Raw genomic sequence first — 16,721 nt, forward strand, 5'->3', positions numbered from 1 at the left:
TAGCCAGTCATGATGCACTACCCCGACAGGTTGCAGGAACTCGCGCAAATAGCCCCAGAACTGAATGAGCCTGTGTGAGCCGTGCCGTTCAGGCTACACTCGCCCCAGCTTCAGCGGACTGATGAGCGCAAAATGAATTGTCCCGACGAGATCCAACTGGGCCTGGACAACGGGATCGACCGTAAGCTGCTGGCCAACTTGCGTGGGCGCTACCTACAGATCAACGCAGGCCGCCTGCAGCGAGCAATGGCCGGTTTGTCCCCCCGCCAGCAGCAGGTCCTGACGGTGCTGCCCGTGCTGTTCCATGTAAATCATCCGCTACTGCCCGGCTATGTTTCGTCGACGACGCCGGCAGGCATCTGCGACTTCGAGCCAAGCGCCGATCAGGTATTCGAAGCTCAGCGCCTGGCACGCGCCTTCAGCTACAAAGCCCGCGACAACACCTCACCACGCCCCATCGACGGGCTGTTTCTAATCGGCAGCCTGGGCACGCTTGCCCAGGCTGAGGACAGCGACATCGATGTATGGGTATGCCATACCAGCGACCTGGAGCGCGAAGCGCTGGAGGCACTACAGCGCAAATGCCAGTTGCTGGAAACCTGGGCCGCGAGCCAGGGCGCCGATACGCACATCTTTCTGATTGACACCCAGGGGTTCGCTCAGGGCCAGCGCACAGGCCAACTCGGCACCGACGATTGCGGCACTACGCAGCATTATCTTCTGTTGGACGAGTTCTACCGCACGACCCTTTGGCTGGCAGGGCGGACGCCGCTGTGGTGGTTGGTGCCGCCCGACCAGGAGAGCGGCTATCCGGCCTACGCCCAAGCCCTGCTGGCAAAGCGTTTCGTACGCCCTGGGGAAGCCCTGGACCTGGGCCACCTGGCGCAGATCCCAGGCCACGAATTCGTCGGCGCCGGGCTTTGGCAGCTGTTCAAGGGCATCGATGCCCCTCACAAGTCCTTGCTCAAGTTGCTGCTGACCGAAGCCTATGCCAGCGAATACCCCGCCGTGCGTTGCCTGAGCCTGGACTACAAGCAAGCGGTCTTCGCCAATCAGCTCGACCTTGACCGTCTCGATCCTTACGTCATGGTCTACCGACGGATCGAGCGCTACCTGATGCAACGCCGTGAGCAGGCTCGGTTGGAACTGGTGCGGCGCAGTTTGTACCTGAAAGTGAACAGCAAGCTCAGCGAACAGGGCCGCGCCGAAGGCTGGCAACGCCGCCTGCTGCGCAGCCTGACCGACGAGTGGGGATGGGGAGGCGCGCAGTTGGCCCTGCTCGATGGTCGCCCTGGCTGGGGCGTGCACCAGGTTACCATGGAGCGCCGAGAACGGGTGGCCGAGCTCAGCCGCAGCTACCGGTTCCTGGTGCAGTTCGCGCGCACACATGACGCGACCAGCCGCGCCGACTTGCGCGAGCTCAACCTGTTGGGACGGCGATTGCAGGCAGCATTCGAGCGCCGTGCGGACAAGGTGGAAATCCTCCAGAGCGACCGTGCCTGCGACCTGGCCGAGCAAACCGTGACGCTGGCCCAGTCACCCAGCCGCAGAGCGCCAGGTGGCCACCCCTGGGCACTCTACAGCGGCAACCTGCATGGCCATGAAATGGAACTCGCCAACCCGATCAAGCGCTGCTGGCACCTTGTGGAGCTGTTGGTCTGGGCCCATTGCAATGGCGTGATAGACAGGCATACACGACTGGCGCTTCATCCGGGTATCAGCGATCTGAAAGAGCCTGAATTGCAGGGCCTGCTCGCGAGCCTGCAGCAGCTCATCGTGTTGCCGCTGCCCGCCGTCAGCGAGGTGAGCCTGTTGCAGCCAAGCGTCGCCGACGATGTGCTGCTGCTGATCAACGTGGGCATTGACCCCCTGCCCCACCACCGTGAGCTGGATATCCTGCTGACCACCGAGCGTACCGACTCGCTCAGCTACGGTGGCCTGCGGGAAAACCTGGTATTGACAGTGGACCAGGTCACGGTCAACTCCTGGAACGAGGTGCTGGTACATCGCTACGACGGCGAGCATGCGCTGATGCGATGCCTGCGCGATTTCATCAACCTGCCGAAACAGGCAAGCGGCTGGCCCAATGTGCGGGCGCACTGCTTTGCCCAGCACCGGGCGCAGGCCATCAGTCAGCGTGTGGCCGAGCTCTTCAAGACTGCGCGGCAGTTGCACGCACAGGACGTTCCTGGCCGTTACCTGGTGCAGGTGGCGCACCAGGTTCATGTGCTGGAGTGGCTCCAGGGCAAGGTCGTCCTCACGAGCCTTGACGACCATGATGCGCTACTCACGTTCATGGGCCAGGAGCGCAGTACCTACAGCCCCGTGTGCCTGGATGCCAATGCGCTGCCGGACACCGATGTGGGCCTTGTGCTCGAGCAAGGCCGCCGCGACTGCGTCCAGGTCTTCTATCGACTGTTCGACAGCTGGGCCGAGCTCTACGTGCTGGATGAATGCAACGCTTTGTGGCACCAGCGCGTGCCGTTGCAGGACGAACCTCACCTTCTGCTGCCGCTGCACCGCTTTCTGGCTTCGGTCTTGCGCCGACGCGAGGCGCAGTTGCCTTATGGTGCAAGGCAAGCAGCACGCCTGGACATCGTGTACGCGCAGCTGCTTGGGTCTGGATCAGCCAGGGCACGGGGCCTGGAGCAGAGGGCGGCACCGGATGCGGGGAACGTGCAGCCCTACTACGACGTCCAGGCCATGATTCACGCCGACACCGACGGTGCCACGCACGTGACCTTGTTCTGCGAACAACAGGAGTTCTCCGAGCTCGACCATGGGCCGAGCCTGTATGGCGTGGTGGCACGAGAAATCATCGCCCAGCGGCGAAGTGCAGGCCTGTATCGGTGCTACATCACCGACTTGGATGTTTCCGGGTTACCCGATGGCCGCCAGGCCACGACGCAGGTTTACCTGAACTACAAGCGGACACTTGAGCAGGCCTTGAATGAGGGGCTACAGCAGGTGCTGGCTGGCCAGGCTTAGGCACTGGCCACGCCACAGGTGCGTTGAAAGCACTACAGGTCGAAATCGCCCGCCGCTTCCGGCTGATACTCGACTTCCAGCAACTCTAGCCTGAGGGTCTTGCCCCCTGGCGCCGGCCAGTCGATCTGCTCACCCACCGACAACCCGAGCAAGGCACAGCCGATGGGCGCCAGGACCGAGACCTTGCCGTCTGGCCCGGCATCCTTGGGGTAGACCAAGGTCAAATGGTAGTCCTTGCCACTGGCTAGCTCGCGGCAATGCACGCGCGAATTCATGGTCACCACACCTGCCGGCACCTCATCATGCCCCACCACCTGCTCGGCGCGGTCGAGCTCGCCGCTGAGCGCGAGCACGCCAGGGGTACTTTCGTCGAGACTATCGAGCAGACGCTCCAGACGTTGTACATCCAAACGGGTGAGGATAAGGGAAGGCTTGGTGCTCATGATCCAGTCAGACTCCTTTGAACAGGCAGTTTTCGATGCACAGATAAAGCAAAACCCCGCCCTATGCGCGTAGTGCTGTTCACTTGAGAGTGTTTGGGCTGCAGAGCAGCCCTAAGTGACCAGCATTACGCCCAAAGGCGGGGTTTTCGAATGCTTTGGCGTCATCGACGCAAGCCCCGACACTACCACAGCGGGGCAAATACTCAAGCCCTTGCTATCAGTGTGCCTTAAGGTCGCGAAGCGCAGTGGCCTCGCGGCAGATCTGCCGACGGCGCTCATCATCGGCAGAGCGCCATTCGCGGATATGTTCAACATGCCGATGACAGCCGGTGCACACGCGCTGTTCGTCAAGGCGGCAGATGCTGATGCACGGCGATGGCACCGCTGGGCTGACGTTGCTGTAAAGCGGCTTGGGGGGCCGAACGGGTGCATTGCTCATGTCAGATGTCGTCGAAATCCAGCTTTTCGCCGGCTCGCTCCCACACGATGCGCTCAAGCATTTCACCCAGCAGCTCTTCGCTCTTCTCGCACACCCACTTGCCGCTCTCTTCGTCATAGTCGAAGTGGAAGCCGCCGGACCGATCGGCCAGCCACAGCTGGCGCAGAGGCTCCTGGCGGCTGAAGATCAGCTGGGCTCCACCTTCGAACTTCACGGTCAGCACTCCAGCGGAGTTCTCCATGTCCAGATCCAGCCCGCTTTCGTCGAACAGGTCTTCCAGCGCCTGCTGGGTAGCGTCGACCAGATCATGGAAACGCGCTTCACTCAAACTCATTGCAGGAACCTCGAAATTGGCGGCGTGACAGGCAAGCCGGGCACGATACGGGCGCTTGCCGATGAATGCAAAGGTTTAGCCAGGGTCCTTGCAGGCCACTTTGCTTGCAACGCGGCCCTGACGGCAAACAGGTGCGGCTCGGCACCCAGAATAGCCTGCCCGGCGGGCCGGTACTTGCATAGGCAAGCCGCCGGTCGCTCGGTATACTCGGGCTCAATACTGCATTTTTCTAAGGATTTCATCCATGAAGCGCCTGATTTCCTCCCTCGCGGCGCTGGTCGCTGTTGCCTGCCTCGTTTCTGCATGCGGCCAGAAAGGCCCGTTGTACCTGCCCGATGACGGCAAGGACCGCAAAGACGCCCACTCGGCGCACCAGCACCAGACCAAAGCCAAGTCAGCACAGACCCAGGAGCAGCAAGACACGCTGCAGTCCGAGCCTGAGCAGTCGCCTGAGCAGTAAGGGAATCGGATGAACGTCTTCAATTACCGCGACGGTGAACTGTTCGCGGAAGGGGTGTCCCTGTCGGCAATCGCCGAGCGGCACGGCACCCCCACCTACGTGTACTCGCGTGCCCACATCGAGGCCCAGTACCGTAGCTACACCGATGCCTTGCAAGGTTGCGAACACCTGGTCTGCTTCGCGGTGAAAGCCAACTCGAACCTGGGCGTGCTCAATGTACTGGCGCGCATGGGTGCAGGGTTCGACATCGTTTCCGGTGGCGAACTTGAGCGCGTACTGGCTGCCGGCGGGCGCGCTGACCGCGTGGTGTTTTCCGGCGTGGGCAAAACCCGCGAAGACATGCGTCGCGCGCTTGAAGTGGGCGTGCATTGCTTCAACGTCGAGTCCACCGATGAGCTGGAGCGTTTGCAGCAGGTGGCCGCCGAAATGGGCAAGGTTGCGCCCGTCTCGCTGCGGGTCAACCCGGACGTGGATGCAGGTACCCACCCGTACATTTCCACCGGGCTCAAGGAAAACAAGTTCGGCATCGCCATCGCCGATGCCGAGGCCATCTACGTGCGGGCCGCTCAGTTACCCAACCTGGACGTAGTCGGGGTCGATTGTCATATCGGTTCGCAGCTGACCACCGTGGAGCCCTTCCTCGATGCGCTGGACCGCTTGCTGGTACTGGTCGACCGCCTCGCAGAGTGCGGCATCCACCTGCGCCACCTGGACCTGGGTGGCGGGGTCGGCGTGCGCTACCGCGACGAAGAACCACCGCTGGCAGCCGATTACATTCAGGCCATCCGCGCGCGCCTGGGCGATCGGGACCTGGCGCTGGTATTCGAGCCGGGGCGCTACATCGTGGCCAACGCTGGCGTACTGCTGACCCGTGTGGAGTACCTCAAGCATACCGAACACAAGGACTTCGCCATCATCGATGCGGCCATGAACGACTTGATCCGCCCAGCCCTGTACCAGGCCTGGATGGGCATCTGTGCAGTCAAGCCGCGTGAAGGCGAAGGTCGCCCGTATGACCTGGTCGGCCCGATCTGCGAAACCGGCGACTTCCTGGGCAAGGACCGGGTTCTGAACCTCGCCGAGGGTGACGTGCTGGCCGTTCAGTCAGCGGGCGCCTATGGTTTCGTGATGAGCTCCAACTACAACACCCGTGGCCGTTGTGCGGAAATACTGGTCGACGGCGACCAGGCTTTCGAAGTACGCCGCCGCGAAACCATCGCCGAATTGTACGCTGGCGAAAGCCTGCTGCCGGAGTAAGCCCATGCTGCTGCGTTTTACCAAGATGCATGGGCTGGGCAACGACTTCATGGTCCTGGACCTGGTAAGCCAGCACGCCCACATCCAGCCCAAGCACGCCAAGCAGTGGGGCGATCGCCACACGGGCATCGGCTTCGACCAGTTGCTGATCGTCGAGGCGCCGAATAACCCGGAAGTCGATTTCCGCTACCGTATCTTCAATGCCGACGGCTCCGAAGTGGAACAGTGCGGCAACGGGGCACGCTGCTTTGCGCGGTTCGTGCTCGACAAGCGCCTGACCGCCAAGAAGCGCATACGCGTGGAAACCAAGAGCGGCATCATCGTGCTGGACGTACAGAACGACGGCCAGGTTAGTGTCGACATGGGTCCGCCACGCTTCGTCCCTGCCGACATCCCGTTCGTCGCCGACGAGCAGTCGGTGAGCTACCCGCTGGAGGTAGACGATCAGGTGCATTCGATTGCCGCGGTGTCCATGGGCAACCCTCACGCCGTACTGCGCGTGGACGACGTGGTCAGCGCCCCTGTGCATCAGCTGGGGCCGAAGATCGAACACCACCCGCGCTTCCCCCAGCGCGTCAATGCCGGCTTCCTGCAGGTCATTGACCGCCATCGCGGCAACTTGCGCGTGTGGGAGCGCGGTGCTGGGGAAACCCAGGCGTGTGGCACTGGCGCCTGTGCAGCTGCCGTGGCGGCCATCAGCCAAGGCTGGATGGACTCGCCCGTCGCACTTGACCTGCCGGGCGGGCGCTTGCATATCGAGTGGGCCGGGCCAGGCAAGCCGGTGGTGATGACCGGCCCGGCCGTACGCGTCTACGAAGGACAGGTTCGATTCTAAGCGAGTAACCGTCATGACCGATCACCCCAAGGATATACCCCAGCAGGCCGCTGAGCTCGATGCCGAAGCGGTGGTCGCCTACCTGCGTGCTCATCCAACCTTTTTCACCGAGCATGATGAGCTCTTGGTCGAGCAGCACATTCCCCACCAGCGCGGTGACAGTGTTTCGCTGGTCGAGCGCCAGCTCAAGTTGCTGCGCGACCGCAACATCGAGATGCGCCACCGCCTTTCGCAGTTGATGGACGTGGCCCGCGACAACGATCGGTTGTTCGACAAGACCAGACGCCTGATCCTGGACCTGCTCGATGCAACCACGCTGGAAGACGTGGTGATGGTCGTCGAAGACAGCCTGCGTCAGGAGTTCCAGGTACCTTTCGTCAGCCTGATCCTGTTTGGCGACAACGTAGCGCCGGTGGGGCGCTGGGTCAGCAACGCCGAAGCCCAGCAAGCGATCGGCCCGCTGCTCGGTAGCGGCAAGACCGTCAGCGGCAGCCTGCGCGAGCACGAGCTGGCGTTTCTGTTCGGTGAGGAGCAACGCCGCGACGTGGGCTCCAGCGCGGTGGCGACCTTGGAGCACCAGGGGCTGCATGGGGTGCTGGCCATTGGTAGCCGCGACCCGCAGCATTACAAGAGCAGTGTCGGCACACTGTTCCTGAGCTATATCGCCGAGGTGCTGGGCCGTGTGGTCCCCCGCGTCAGCCAAAGCCTGCGCCCGGTGCGCTGATGGAGCGCCAGCTGGAAGCTTACTGCGCACACCTGCGCAATGAGCGCCAGGTCTCCGAGCACACGCTTGTGGGCTACCGCCGGGACCTGGAGAAGGTCATGGCGTACTGCAGCGAGCAGGCTATTGGTGGTTGGCAAGCCTTGCAGATTCAACACCTGCGCCAGCTGATCGCGCGCCAGCATCACCAGGGCCAGTCTTCGCGCAGCCTGTCCAGGCTGCTATCGGCGGTGCGGGGCCTGTACCGTTACCTCAACCGCGAAAAGATTTGCCAGCACGATCCTGCCAATGGCCTGAGCGCCCCCAAGGGGGAGCGTCGATTGCCCAAGGTGCTCGACACCGACCGTGCCTTGCAACTGCTCGATGGCGGCGTGGACGATGATTTCATTGCCCTGCGCGATCAAGCCATTCTCGAATTGTTCTATGCCTCGGGCCTTCGCCTTTCGGAGCTGACCAACCTTGACCTCGACCATGTCGACCTGGCCGGTGGCCTGGTACAGGTGCTGGGCAAGGGCGGCAAGGCCCGCGTGCTGCCGGTAGGGCGCAAGGCGCGGGAGGCACTGCAGGCGTGGTACCGCCTGCGCGGCGCCGGCAACCCCAGGGATCGCGCCGTCTTCATCACCCGGCAAGGCAATCGCATCAGCCCACGCGCCGTGCAACAGCGGGTCAAGGTGGCCGGGGAACGCGAGCTGGGCCAGCATCTGCACCCACACATGCTTCGCCATTCCTTTGCCAGCCACGTGCTGGAATCGTCCCAGGACCTGCGCGCTGTACAGGAAATGCTCGGACACGCCGACATCGGCACGACGCAAATCTATACGCATCTGGATTTCCAGCACCTGGCAACGGTGTACGACAGCGCCCATCCCAGGGCCAAACGCAGCAAAGGCAACGACTGATGAACATCAAGCTGATCACCTTCGACCTCGACGATACCCTTTGGGACACCGCGCCGGTCATTGCCAGTGCCGAAGTCGTGCTGCGCGACTGGCTTCAAGCCAATGCCCCGTTACTGGGCGATGTGCCTGTCGAGCATCTGTTTGCCATCCGAGAACGGATCGTCCTGGCAGAGCCCGAGCTCAAGCACCGCATCAGCGCCTTACGCCGCCGCGTGCTGACCCGCGCCCTCGAAGACGTGGGCTACGGCCAGATGCAGGCACAGCAACTGGCCGAGCAGGGGTTCGAGGTGTTCTTGCAGGCCAGGCACAAGGTCGAGATATTCCCGGAAGTTCAACCGATGCTGGAATTGCTGAGCCAGCATTACGCCCTGGGTGTCATCACCAATGGCAATGCCGATGTCAGCCGGCTGGGGCTGGCCGATTATTTCCGCTTCGCCTTGTGCGCGGAGGACCTGGGCATCGGCAAACCCGACCCGGCCCCGTTTGTAGAGGCCCTGCGCCGCAGCGGCGTGCCTGCCAGCGAAGCGGTGCACGTCGGCGATCATCCTCGCGATGACATTGCCGGTGCTCAGCGCGCCGGGCTGCGCGCGGTTTGGTTCAACCCCCAGGCCAAGGCGTGGCCCGGTGAGCAAGCACCCGACGCCGAAATTCAGCGCCTGTCGCACCTGCACGAGGTGCTCGCCCGCTGGCAATGACCTTGCCGACAGCACCTCCCTGCGCAAGCCAGGCATAAAAAAACCCGCAGCGACGGCGGGTTTTTCGAAGGCATCGCTTAGATAGGGCGACTGCCGTATTTATTGTCCGGCTTCTTGGGTGGGTCGGCGACCACGTTGGCCTCGACTTCCTGAACCTTGCCACCACGCGACAGGAACTCTTCCATGGCCTTGGCCAGGGCATCACGCTCCTTTTGCTTGGCTTCCAGGCTGGGCATCTCGTCTACCGAGACAGCCGCCTTGGATTTGCCCTTGGCAGCGGGTGCAGGACTGCTGTCGTCGTCGCCAGCGTCTTCTGCAACATCATCGGCAGCCGCTTCAAGGCCGTCATCAGCCTCGTCTTCATCACCGACCTCGAGGTCATCATTTTCCAGATCGTCGTCGCTCATGTTCTACCTCATGACGTGCAAAAGCAGGTTAGTTAGAGACCAGTGCTGCCGTAGACCGGCAGCTTCTGGTGAAAATTCCACTGGCCGTGGGTTCGACCACGGCCTTTGGGCCAACGCATCTGACGGACGGCTGTACCCGGGTGGGCCTGCACGTGGCAGTGCCGCACAAAACCTGTGACCCCTGCTGGGCCACGCGCTTTTTAGCCAGCCTGGCAAAGGCCGGCAGGGGTGATGAATGTACGTTCCAGCACCCTTCGGCGCGCATTCTAGCGCGCTCGCAGAAAAAGCAAAGCGCCATGAATGCCCCAACTTTTGTAAGTTTTGTACCCGTGTCACAAATAGACGGGATAAACCGTTTGCGCACGTGAAAATGCTGGGCAAGTGATCAAAAAAAATGGCAGCAGGTGCCGCTTGTGAGCGCCTTGCCAGCCCCCTGCGCGCACGCTTGATCAGGCCGACCTTAAACACAAGACGAAAAAATGCCCGGCGAGCCGGGCACATTTCTGCAGCGTCGTTGTTAGAGGTTGTAGCCGCGTTCGTTGTGCTGCGCCAGATCCAGACCAACGGATTCTTCTTCTTCGTTGACCCGAAGCCCCATCACCAGGTCCAGGACCTTGAGGATGACGTAGGTGACGATGGCGGTGTAGGCCACGGTGAAGATCACGCCTTTGGCCTGCACCCAGACCTGCATGCCGATATCGGTGACCGCGCCGAAGCCACCCAGCGCCGGGGCTGCGAACACGCCGGTCAGGATGGCGCCGACGATACCGCCGATGCCGTGTACGCCAAACGCATCCAGGGAGTCGTCGTAGCCCAGCTTGCGCTTGAGGCTGGTGGCGCAGAAGTAGCAGATCACGCCCGATGCCAGCCCGATGACCAGCGCGCCCATCGGCCCCACCGTGCCCGCTGCTGGCGTGATGGCAACCAGGCCAGCGACCACGCCCGAGGCGATACCCAGCGCACTGGGCTTACCGTGACCGATCCATTCGGCGAACATCCAGCCCAATGCCGCGGCAGCCGTGGCGATCTGGGTGACCAGCATGGCCATGCCCGCAGTGCCGTTGGCCGCAGCCGCCGAACCGGCGTTGAAACCGAACCAGCCGATCCACAGCATGGCCGCACCCATCAGCGTATAGCCCAGGTTGTGCGGTGCCATGGGTGTGGTCGGGTAGCCTTTACGCTTGCCCAGTACCAGGCAGCAGACCAGGCCTGCGATACCAGCGTTGATGTGCACGACGGTGCCGCCCGCGAAGTCCAGCACGCCCCAATCCCACATCAGGGCACCGTCACCGCTCCATACCATGTGGGCGATCGGAGCATAGACGAGGGTGAACCAGATGCCCATGAACACCAGCATGGCCGAGAACTTCATGCGTTCGGCGAAGGCACCCACGATCAAGGCTGGGGTGATGATGGCGAACGTCATCTGGAAGGTGATGAACACCGCTTCAGGGAACAGCGCCGTGGCCGAGGTCAGGCTGTCAGGCGTCACGCCGCTGAGAAATGCCTTGGAGAAGCCGCCGACGAAGGAGTTGAAATTGAGTACGCCCTTCTCCATACCGGTGGTATCGAAGGCCATGCTGTACCCGTAGACGACCCAGAGAATGCTCATCAAGCCAGTGATGGCGAAGCACTGCATCATCACCGACAGCACGTTCTTGGAGCGCACCATGCCGCCGTAGAACAGCGCCAGGCCTGGGATGGTCATGAACAGCACGAGCGCCGTGGCGGTGAGCATCCAGGCGGTGTCGCCGGAGTTGAGTGCTGGCGCGGCCTCCTCTGCAAGGGCGAGCCCTGGCATGACGAAGGACAATAGGGCTCCTAGCCCTGCGATCTTACGCAGAGTCATGTTGTTTTCTCCTGGGGCGTTGGGTTTGGTGAGGCTTGTGTTGCTGCTTAGATCGCGTCGGTATCGGTCTCGCCGGTACGGATGCGGATCGCCTGCTCCAGATTCACCACGAAGATCTTGCCGTCACCGATCTTGCCGGTGTTGGCAGCCTTGGTGATGGCCTCGATTACCCGATCCAGGTCTTTGTCATCGATAGCAACATCGATCTTCACCTTGGGCAGGAAATCGACCACGTATTCGGCACCGCGATACAGTTCGGTGTGACCCTTTTGACGCCCGAAGCCTTTGACTTCGGTGACGGTGATGCCCTGCACGCCGATTTCCGACAGTGACTCGCGCACGTCGTCCAGCTTGAACGGCTTGATGATGGCTGTGACTAGCTTCATGAAACTCTCTCCCGATTTGGTGGACTTGCCCCAGGAAAACAAACCCGTCTCAAGTCTAAGCGCAGCGGTTGCCTTTTGTAACGCGTCGTCGGCATGCGCACTGCCTGGTCACAAGGAACTGCATCAGTGCATGGCTCGCTTAGCACTTTGCAGAAACCTTGCCAGGTCTGTGAACACCAGCGAAATCAGGGGGTTGGCCCGACGTTACAGCTTTGGCTAATCGCCAGCACTCAACCTGTGCACCCATACGGTGCGAGGCTGGTTCGGGCTTTGCGCGAAAAACGTGCAACACCGCCTCGTCATGGGAGGCACAAGGGTGCGTGCTACACTGGCCGCCATTTCTCGACACTGGTGGACACCCTCATGCTCGCGCCCAAAGCCCTTCTCGACGCCCTGAGCGACCAGGCCTCGCGCCTGTTCAGCAGCGACAACACCCAGCCTCGGGCCGAGCTGGAAAGCCAGTTCAAGGCCTTGATGCAAGGCGCTTTGAGCAAGCTCGACGTGGTCAGCCGCGAGGAGTTCGACAGTCAGATGGTGGTGCTGGCACGCACCCGGGCTCGCCTGGAGGCGCTGGAACAACAAGTCGCAGAACTCGAAGCGCGCCTGGAAGGCAAGCGCTGACACCAAAGCTGCGTGACCCAGCCTCCTATCGACTTTCAGCGCGCTTCAAGCCTGCTGGCCGGTCGATCCAGGCCAGGTTTGGGCGGCAGTTCGCTGGGGCGTAGGCTGCCCCGGAACAACGCGGCGCCGTATTGCGTGAACAGCGTCCGTACCCTGTTGCGCGAATTGAGGACTTCGGCGTGAATGTCTTCGATGGCTGTGTCGCCAGGTCGCAGGCTCGCCGCATGGGTCACCCACTCAATGGCTGCATAGCGGCTTTGCCTGCGTGTACCTTGCCCCTGCATCCAGGCAAGCCCCAGCTCGGCACTGGCACGTGCTGCAATAGCGCTGTCCGGGTGCTCCACCAGGCTCAGCAAGTAGGCGACCGCCTCGGCTCGCTCACGCGGCTGGCCAAACTGGCGCAGCAATATGCCCAGGTGCAACCGTGCGCAGGCATTGGTCTGAGCATTGCCCAGGGCGTCTATCAACAGGCGCCTGACCTCGAGCATTTTTTCTCGATCACCCAGGTTCGTCCCCCCTTGCATCTGCAAGCAGGCCAACCGGTATTTGGCCTGGCGACTCCCTGTCTGGACGGCGCGCAGCAACCATTGCTCAGCCACTTCACAGTCCATGTATCGCCCAGGGGTATCGCTCCACTCACCCTGGTGAAGCTCGAACAGGCTTAATGCCGCACCTGACAGGGCTTGCTCGGCACCGCCTTGAAGCAAATAGTAGGCAACCTCATGCCGATCATGGGACCAGAGCAAGCGGGCCAGTTCCAGGATTTTCAGGCCGGGAGCCTGACCCGCCCGCTGGCGCTTGATCGCAATCGTCAGCCAGCGTTTGGCTTGATCGCCGCTGCGCGCCAGGCCCCACAAGCCAAAGTGATGTCCCGCGGCCCGCAGCGCGCAGGCAGCGGCGTGGGAGCGGCCATCGCTCAGGCGAAGAATCGCGGTATTGAGCAGTGCCTGCTCGTGCGCAGTGCTGCGTGTCAAAGCCGTGATGACCAAATGCCGAAGCGGTGGTCCCAGCGCCTGGATGCCGCCCAGGTCGGCAGGGCATGCAAGGCTTTGGGTAAAATCGGCCAGTGCCTTGTCATGGTCGCCCCAAACGCTCGCCTGCAACGCACCGCGCCATGCCAGCAATACGGCAGTCTCCCTAGGCCGCAGTGGGCGCACGGCCCAGTCTTCGAACAATTGCTGGTACTTGGCCACTGCGCTTGGGCGTTCGGCACTTGGGCATTTCAAGCGTGCTTCCACGGCCATCCATCGCAGCGCGTTGCGCAACGGCTCGCTCCAGCCCCGGCAAGCCGGCATATTGACCAACCGTTCTATGGACTCGACTTGCCCACGTCGGTCCTGCAATAGATACAACGCGTGGGCCTTGATGGCCTCGAAGCAGCCCGGCCGTGCGGTCAGTGCCTGGCTCAGCCAATAGGCCTGCGGCTCCTGGCGCTCTGTGCGCGGCTCAAGTCCATCGGGCAACATCCGAGGCAGCTCGGCCAAAGGCATCACGCCATGCCTGACCAAATACGGCGCGGCAGCCTCCTGCACCTCCACGTCCGCATGTGTACTGGGCCTGAAGCGGGCTGGCTGCTCATTGAACAGCTCGACCAGCCAGCCCGGCTCGCGAAACCTGGCACTGAGCAACTGCAAGCCTATGGCAGCCGCGACCGGCCGCTGCGAACGGGCCAAGGCTCTGAGTAAATGGGCAGTGGCGGTTTCGCACATTTGCTCGATCGCCAGCCAGCGTGCCGGTGTGCGGGCGCCGCCGTGGTCCACCTGGCAGGCACGGCTAAGGCAGTAGAAGCCCATGACGACCTGCGGGTGATAGGCCCTGGGGCAGGCATCGATCCAGGCGCGAAGCACTTGGCTCAGCGCCCTGTCCCCCTGGTCCGGGTCGACCAGCAGATGGCTCTCGACGGCTGAGAGATAGGCCGGGAACTCGCCCGGGGGCGCTTGGTACCAGCGAGCCTCCAGGGAATCGAAATAGCGATTGAGCTCGGCGAACGCGTTGGTCTGAACCAGTTCGCGAATAACCTCACGGGTGTGGGTGAGCGTTTGCACAGCGCAATACCTCAAGTCCATTTCAAGGTCGAAGCGGTGCCATCCCATGGCATCGGTGGTTTGCTTGAACAACACTAAGCCAAAGAAGGCCGCTGCGCAAAACTATTGGATCCATTTCTAGGCGGTGCACAGGTAGAAATGATCAGAAGCACACTGGCATCCCCTGCCCCGTCTCGGCTCGCTATGCTGGGTCCATCCGCAGGAAGCGGTCTTGGCAGCGAATGGAGCGCCCATGTCTTTAGCCCTTGTTCACAGCCGCGCCCAGGTAGGCGTGCAGGCCCCGGCCGTCAGCGTTGAAACCCACCTGGCCAATGGCTTGCCTCATCTCACACTGGTCGGCTTGCCCGAAACCACGGTCAAGGAAAGCAAGGACCGCGTGCGCAGTGCCATCGTCAACAGTGGCCTGAACTACCCAGCCCGGCGCATCACGCAAAACCTCGCTCCGGCCGACCTGCCCAAGGACGGTGGCCGCTACGACCTGGCCATCGCCCTGGGCATCCTGGCGGCCGATGCCCAGGTGCCCGTGGCCACCCTGGCCGAGCTCGAATGCCTGGGCGAGCTGGCACTGTCGGGCGCGTTGCGGCCGGTACAGGGCGTCTTGCCCGCAGCGCTTGCCGCACGCCAGGCGGGGCGGGCACTGGTAGTGCCCCGTGAAAATGCCGAGGAAGCCAGCCTTGCCAGTGGCCTGGTGGTGTATGCCGTAGGCCATCTATTGGAGCTGGTGGCCCACCTGAACGGACAGGTACCGCTAGCTGCCTATGCCGCCAATGGCTTGCTCCTGAACCCTCGCCCCTACCCCGACCTGAGCGAGGTGCAGGGGCAACTGGCGGCCAAACGCGCGCTGCTACTGGCCGCTGCCGGGGCGCACAACCTGCTTTTCACCGGGCCGCCAGGTACTGGCAAAACCTTGTTGGCCAGCCGCCTGCCGGGCCTGCTGCCACCGCTGGATGAGCATGAAGCGCTGGAGGTCGCCGCCATCCAGTCGGTCAGCGGGCACACCCCGCTGAACAGCTGGCCACAACGGCCGTTTCGCCACCCTCATCATTCCGCCTCCGGACCTGCGCTGGTGGGTGGCGGATGTAAGATCCATCGCTAATTGGCAAGAACATCGATATTTGTCAAAACACTATCGGTAAGTGACAATGTCCAGCTGACTGAAAGCCGTAGCAGGGCAGCGCTACGGGGGTGTGCCTCAGTGCTTACCGCTGCCAAGCACCCAAGTCCCTTCGCTCATGATGCCTTCAACCTACGATTTTCTGGACCTTAAGCTCACCTGGAGAGTTAAAGGCGTCGGCCACCTAGTTGAAAATGATACAGATTCAGATCCTTCTATCATTATGTATTTTGAAAGCTTTGATAAGAACAAGAGTGGCGCAGAGCGATTCGATTTCAGCCATCATAATATCCCACTGAGCCTATTCCGAAAACTAAGTACAAACACAGAAATCCAAAATGGCGAATTGGTTAAGCAACGTATTAGAGCTTGGATACCCATCGATCCGAGCGAACTCAGCGAGCATTTAGCACCGACTTTTTTTGAGCCGGTCAAGGTGGTAGCCAAGCTCAGAAAACAGTTACGCCGCAATCATTTATCCCTTGGAGGCCCCAGACCCCCTCGCCCCGCATTCTTTCGTCACAGCAGCTATCTTAAGCTTAAAAGAAATAATTACGACGTCATAATTCCCTGTGCAGAACTGACCAGGTTTTTCTTCTGCCCTACCAAAAAACTAACTAAAGCAGTATTTTCCTCTGACTTGGCCAGATGGATACAAGAACATAAAAATGGAGAATCACGAAATACTGACAACACACCAAAATGGACGGATAAAGAGCGTCAAACCCTAGACTTCATAACAAAAGACATTCGAGGCGAGGTGGCGGCTCGGCTACCGTATAAAACCATTATTAAAACAGGAATCGAAAATCACCGAAACGGACTCAATAGGCCGCCTTTCATTCTTACAAGATTCCCCACTAGCGAAAAAACTGTTCTTCTCGCATCTTATGAGTCCTTTCCGTTCGGCGTCTTAGGACTCACTAAACGCAGAACATATGTAATCGGAACAATTTACAAATCCCTCGAGCACAGTACTTGGCTATACCAGCAAGAGAGTGGAAACCCTATAACTGGTGCAAATGGGGCTTTCTGCTTATCCTAAAAATATAATCCATTGACAGCCGCTAGTTAAACTCAAGTAGACTGAGCTTGGAGAGCGCCTTAAAACCCAAGACAGTTCAGATGCCAGCCGCAAAGAACTTAAATGCATGAGAAAACCGAAATTACACTCTAATTCCTCAACCTATATGAGAAAAATGAGGATGAAGGGGGGGGGGGGGAAGTG

Annotated in this window: 16 protein-coding genes and 1 pseudogene; 10 read left to right on the top strand and 7 right to left on the bottom strand. The window is 61.2% G+C overall.

The window, feature by feature from the left end; translation table 11 throughout:
• The first annotated feature begins 132 nt into the window (after window positions 1-132).
• On the top strand, window positions 133-2,988 hold the full coding sequence (locus B2Y33_RS01280; RefSeq protein ID WP_206405098.1) for a class I adenylate cyclase: 2,856 nt from the start codon (window positions 133-135) through the stop codon (window positions 2,986-2,988).
• A gap of 32 nt (window positions 2,989-3,020) precedes the next feature.
• Here B2Y33_RS01280 and rnk read toward each other — a convergent pair whose 3' ends face one another.
• The 3 genes from rnk to cyaY form a co-directional block, all read right to left on the bottom strand.
• Entirely contained in the window at window positions 3,021-3,431 is a 411-nt protein-coding gene (gene rnk, locus B2Y33_RS01285) for a nucleoside diphosphate kinase regulator (protein ID WP_023532559.1), read from the bottom strand.
• Between the two features lie 217 nt (window positions 3,432-3,648).
• A complete protein-coding gene (locus B2Y33_RS01290; protein WP_028686761.1) occupies window positions 3,649-3,870 on the bottom strand; it encodes a DUF1289 domain-containing protein in 222 nt (73 codons plus the stop codon).
• 1 nt (window position 3,871) lies between these two features.
• Entirely contained in the window at window positions 3,872-4,204 is a 333-nt protein-coding gene (gene cyaY / locus B2Y33_RS01295) for an iron donor protein CyaY (protein ID WP_023532439.1), read from the bottom strand.
• 244 nt (window positions 4,205-4,448) lie between these two features.
• Here cyaY and lptM point away from each other — a divergent pair, with 244 nt between their 5' ends.
• Genes lptM through B2Y33_RS01325 form a run of 6 tightly spaced genes read left to right on the top strand, consistent with a single transcriptional unit; the run spans window position 4,449 to window position 9,071 of the window.
• Window positions 4,449-4,664, top strand: a complete 216-nt coding sequence (gene lptM / locus B2Y33_RS01300; protein WP_033694875.1) for an LPS translocon maturation chaperone LptM — start codon at window positions 4,449-4,451, stop codon at window positions 4,662-4,664.
• A 9-nt stretch (window positions 4,665-4,673) separates the two neighbouring features.
• Window positions 4,674-5,921 carry a diaminopimelate decarboxylase gene (gene lysA, locus B2Y33_RS01305; protein WP_206405097.1) on the top strand — a complete coding sequence of 416 codons (1,248 nt, stop codon included), beginning with the start codon at window positions 4,674-4,676 and terminating at the stop codon, window positions 5,919-5,921.
• A 4-nt stretch (window positions 5,922-5,925) separates the two neighbouring features.
• Window positions 5,926-6,756: a diaminopimelate epimerase gene (gene dapF, locus B2Y33_RS01310; protein WP_027913408.1), complete on the top strand. Its 831-nt coding sequence runs from the start codon at window positions 5,926-5,928 to the stop codon at window positions 6,754-6,756.
• 13 nt (window positions 6,757-6,769) lie between these two features.
• Window positions 6,770-7,480, top strand: coding sequence for a DUF484 family protein (locus B2Y33_RS01315; RefSeq protein WP_023532867.1), 711 nt, complete (start codon window positions 6,770-6,772; stop codon window positions 7,478-7,480).
• A complete protein-coding gene (gene xerC / locus B2Y33_RS01320) occupies window positions 7,480-8,376 on the top strand; it encodes a tyrosine recombinase XerC (protein WP_206405096.1) in 897 nt (298 codons plus the stop codon). Before B2Y33_RS01315 ends, xerC begins: the two co-directional genes overlap by 1 nt.
• Window positions 8,376-9,071, top strand: a complete 696-nt coding sequence (locus B2Y33_RS01325; RefSeq protein WP_027913406.1) for an HAD family hydrolase — start codon at window positions 8,376-8,378, stop codon at window positions 9,069-9,071. Before xerC ends, B2Y33_RS01325 begins: the two co-directional genes overlap by 1 nt.
• A gap of 77 nt (window positions 9,072-9,148) precedes the next feature.
• On the opposite strand, the gene sutA is transcribed toward B2Y33_RS01325, so the two are convergent.
• The 3 genes from sutA to glnK form a co-directional block, all read right to left on the bottom strand.
• Entirely contained in the window at window positions 9,149-9,478 is a 330-nt protein-coding gene (gene sutA / locus B2Y33_RS01330; RefSeq protein WP_023532471.1) for a transcriptional regulator SutA, read from the bottom strand.
• A gap of 517 nt (window positions 9,479-9,995) precedes the next feature.
• Complete coding sequence (locus tag B2Y33_RS01335) at window positions 9,996-11,327, bottom strand: ammonium transporter (RefSeq protein ID WP_059183537.1); 1,332 nt, start codon at window positions 11,325-11,327, stop codon at window positions 9,996-9,998.
• A gap of 47 nt (window positions 11,328-11,374) precedes the next feature.
• Window positions 11,375-11,713, bottom strand: a complete 339-nt coding sequence (gene glnK / locus B2Y33_RS01340) for a P-II family nitrogen regulator (protein ID WP_002555808.1) — start codon at window positions 11,711-11,713, stop codon at window positions 11,375-11,377.
• Window positions 11,714-12,076: 363 nt separating this feature from the next.
• On the opposite strand from glnK, the gene B2Y33_RS01345 reads away from it, so the two are divergent.
• Complete coding sequence (locus B2Y33_RS01345) at window positions 12,077-12,334, top strand: accessory factor UbiK family protein (RefSeq protein WP_027913405.1); 258 nt, start codon at window positions 12,077-12,079, stop codon at window positions 12,332-12,334.
• Between the two features lie 35 nt (window positions 12,335-12,369).
• On the opposite strand, the gene B2Y33_RS01350 is transcribed toward B2Y33_RS01345, so the two are convergent.
• Complete coding sequence (locus B2Y33_RS01350; protein WP_206405095.1) at window positions 12,370-14,379, bottom strand: DUF4034 domain-containing protein; 2,010 nt, start codon at window positions 14,377-14,379, stop codon at window positions 12,370-12,372.
• A gap of 232 nt (window positions 14,380-14,611) precedes the next feature.
• Between B2Y33_RS01350 and B2Y33_RS01355 the strand changes: the two are divergent.
• Window positions 14,612-15,463: pseudogene (locus tag B2Y33_RS01355) on the top strand (magnesium chelatase domain-containing protein); the annotation flags it as partial.
• A gap of 148 nt (window positions 15,464-15,611) precedes the next feature.
• Window positions 15,612-16,538 carry a hypothetical protein gene (locus tag B2Y33_RS01360; protein ID WP_206405094.1) on the top strand — a complete coding sequence of 309 codons (927 nt, stop codon included), beginning with the start codon at window positions 15,612-15,614 and terminating at the stop codon, window positions 16,536-16,538.
• The last annotated feature ends 183 nt before the right edge of the window (window positions 16,539-16,721 follow it).

This window comes from Pseudomonas sp. UBA5666 (genome assembly GCF_002420785.1).
Lineage (GTDB): Bacteria > Pseudomonadota > Gammaproteobacteria > Pseudomonadales > Pseudomonadaceae > Aquipseudomonas > Aquipseudomonas fulva.

Coding starts and splice junctions, on each gene's coding strand:
- B2Y33_RS01280 (WP_206405098.1), top strand. CDS start 133: ATGAATTGTCCCGACGAGATCCAACTGGGCCTGGACAACGGGATCGAC.
- rnk (WP_023532559.1), bottom strand. CDS start 3,431: ATGAGCACCAAGCCTTCCCTTATCCTCACCCGTTTGGATGTACAACGT.
- B2Y33_RS01290 (WP_028686761.1), bottom strand. CDS start 3,870: ATGAGCAATGCACCCGTTCGGCCCCCCAAGCCGCTTTACAGCAACGTC.
- cyaY (WP_023532439.1), bottom strand. CDS start 4,204: ATGAGTTTGAGTGAAGCGCGTTTCCATGATCTGGTCGACGCTACCCAG.
- lptM (WP_033694875.1), top strand. CDS start 4,449: ATGAAGCGCCTGATTTCCTCCCTCGCGGCGCTGGTCGCTGTTGCCTGC.
- lysA (WP_206405097.1), top strand. CDS start 4,674: ATGAACGTCTTCAATTACCGCGACGGTGAACTGTTCGCGGAAGGGGTG.
- dapF (WP_027913408.1), top strand. CDS start 5,926: ATGCTGCTGCGTTTTACCAAGATGCATGGGCTGGGCAACGACTTCATG.
- B2Y33_RS01315 (WP_023532867.1), top strand. CDS start 6,770: ATGACCGATCACCCCAAGGATATACCCCAGCAGGCCGCTGAGCTCGAT.
- xerC (WP_206405096.1), top strand. CDS start 7,480: ATGGAGCGCCAGCTGGAAGCTTACTGCGCACACCTGCGCAATGAGCGC.
- B2Y33_RS01325 (WP_027913406.1), top strand. CDS start 8,376: ATGAACATCAAGCTGATCACCTTCGACCTCGACGATACCCTTTGGGAC.
- sutA (WP_023532471.1), bottom strand. CDS start 9,478: ATGAGCGACGACGATCTGGAAAATGATGACCTCGAGGTCGGTGATGAA.
- B2Y33_RS01335 (WP_059183537.1), bottom strand. CDS start 11,327: ATGACTCTGCGTAAGATCGCAGGGCTAGGAGCCCTATTGTCCTTCGTC.
- glnK (WP_002555808.1), bottom strand. CDS start 11,713: ATGAAGCTAGTCACAGCCATCATCAAGCCGTTCAAGCTGGACGACGTG.
- B2Y33_RS01345 (WP_027913405.1), top strand. CDS start 12,077: ATGCTCGCGCCCAAAGCCCTTCTCGACGCCCTGAGCGACCAGGCCTCG.
- B2Y33_RS01360 (WP_206405094.1), top strand. CDS start 15,612: ATGATGCCTTCAACCTACGATTTTCTGGACCTTAAGCTCACCTGGAGA.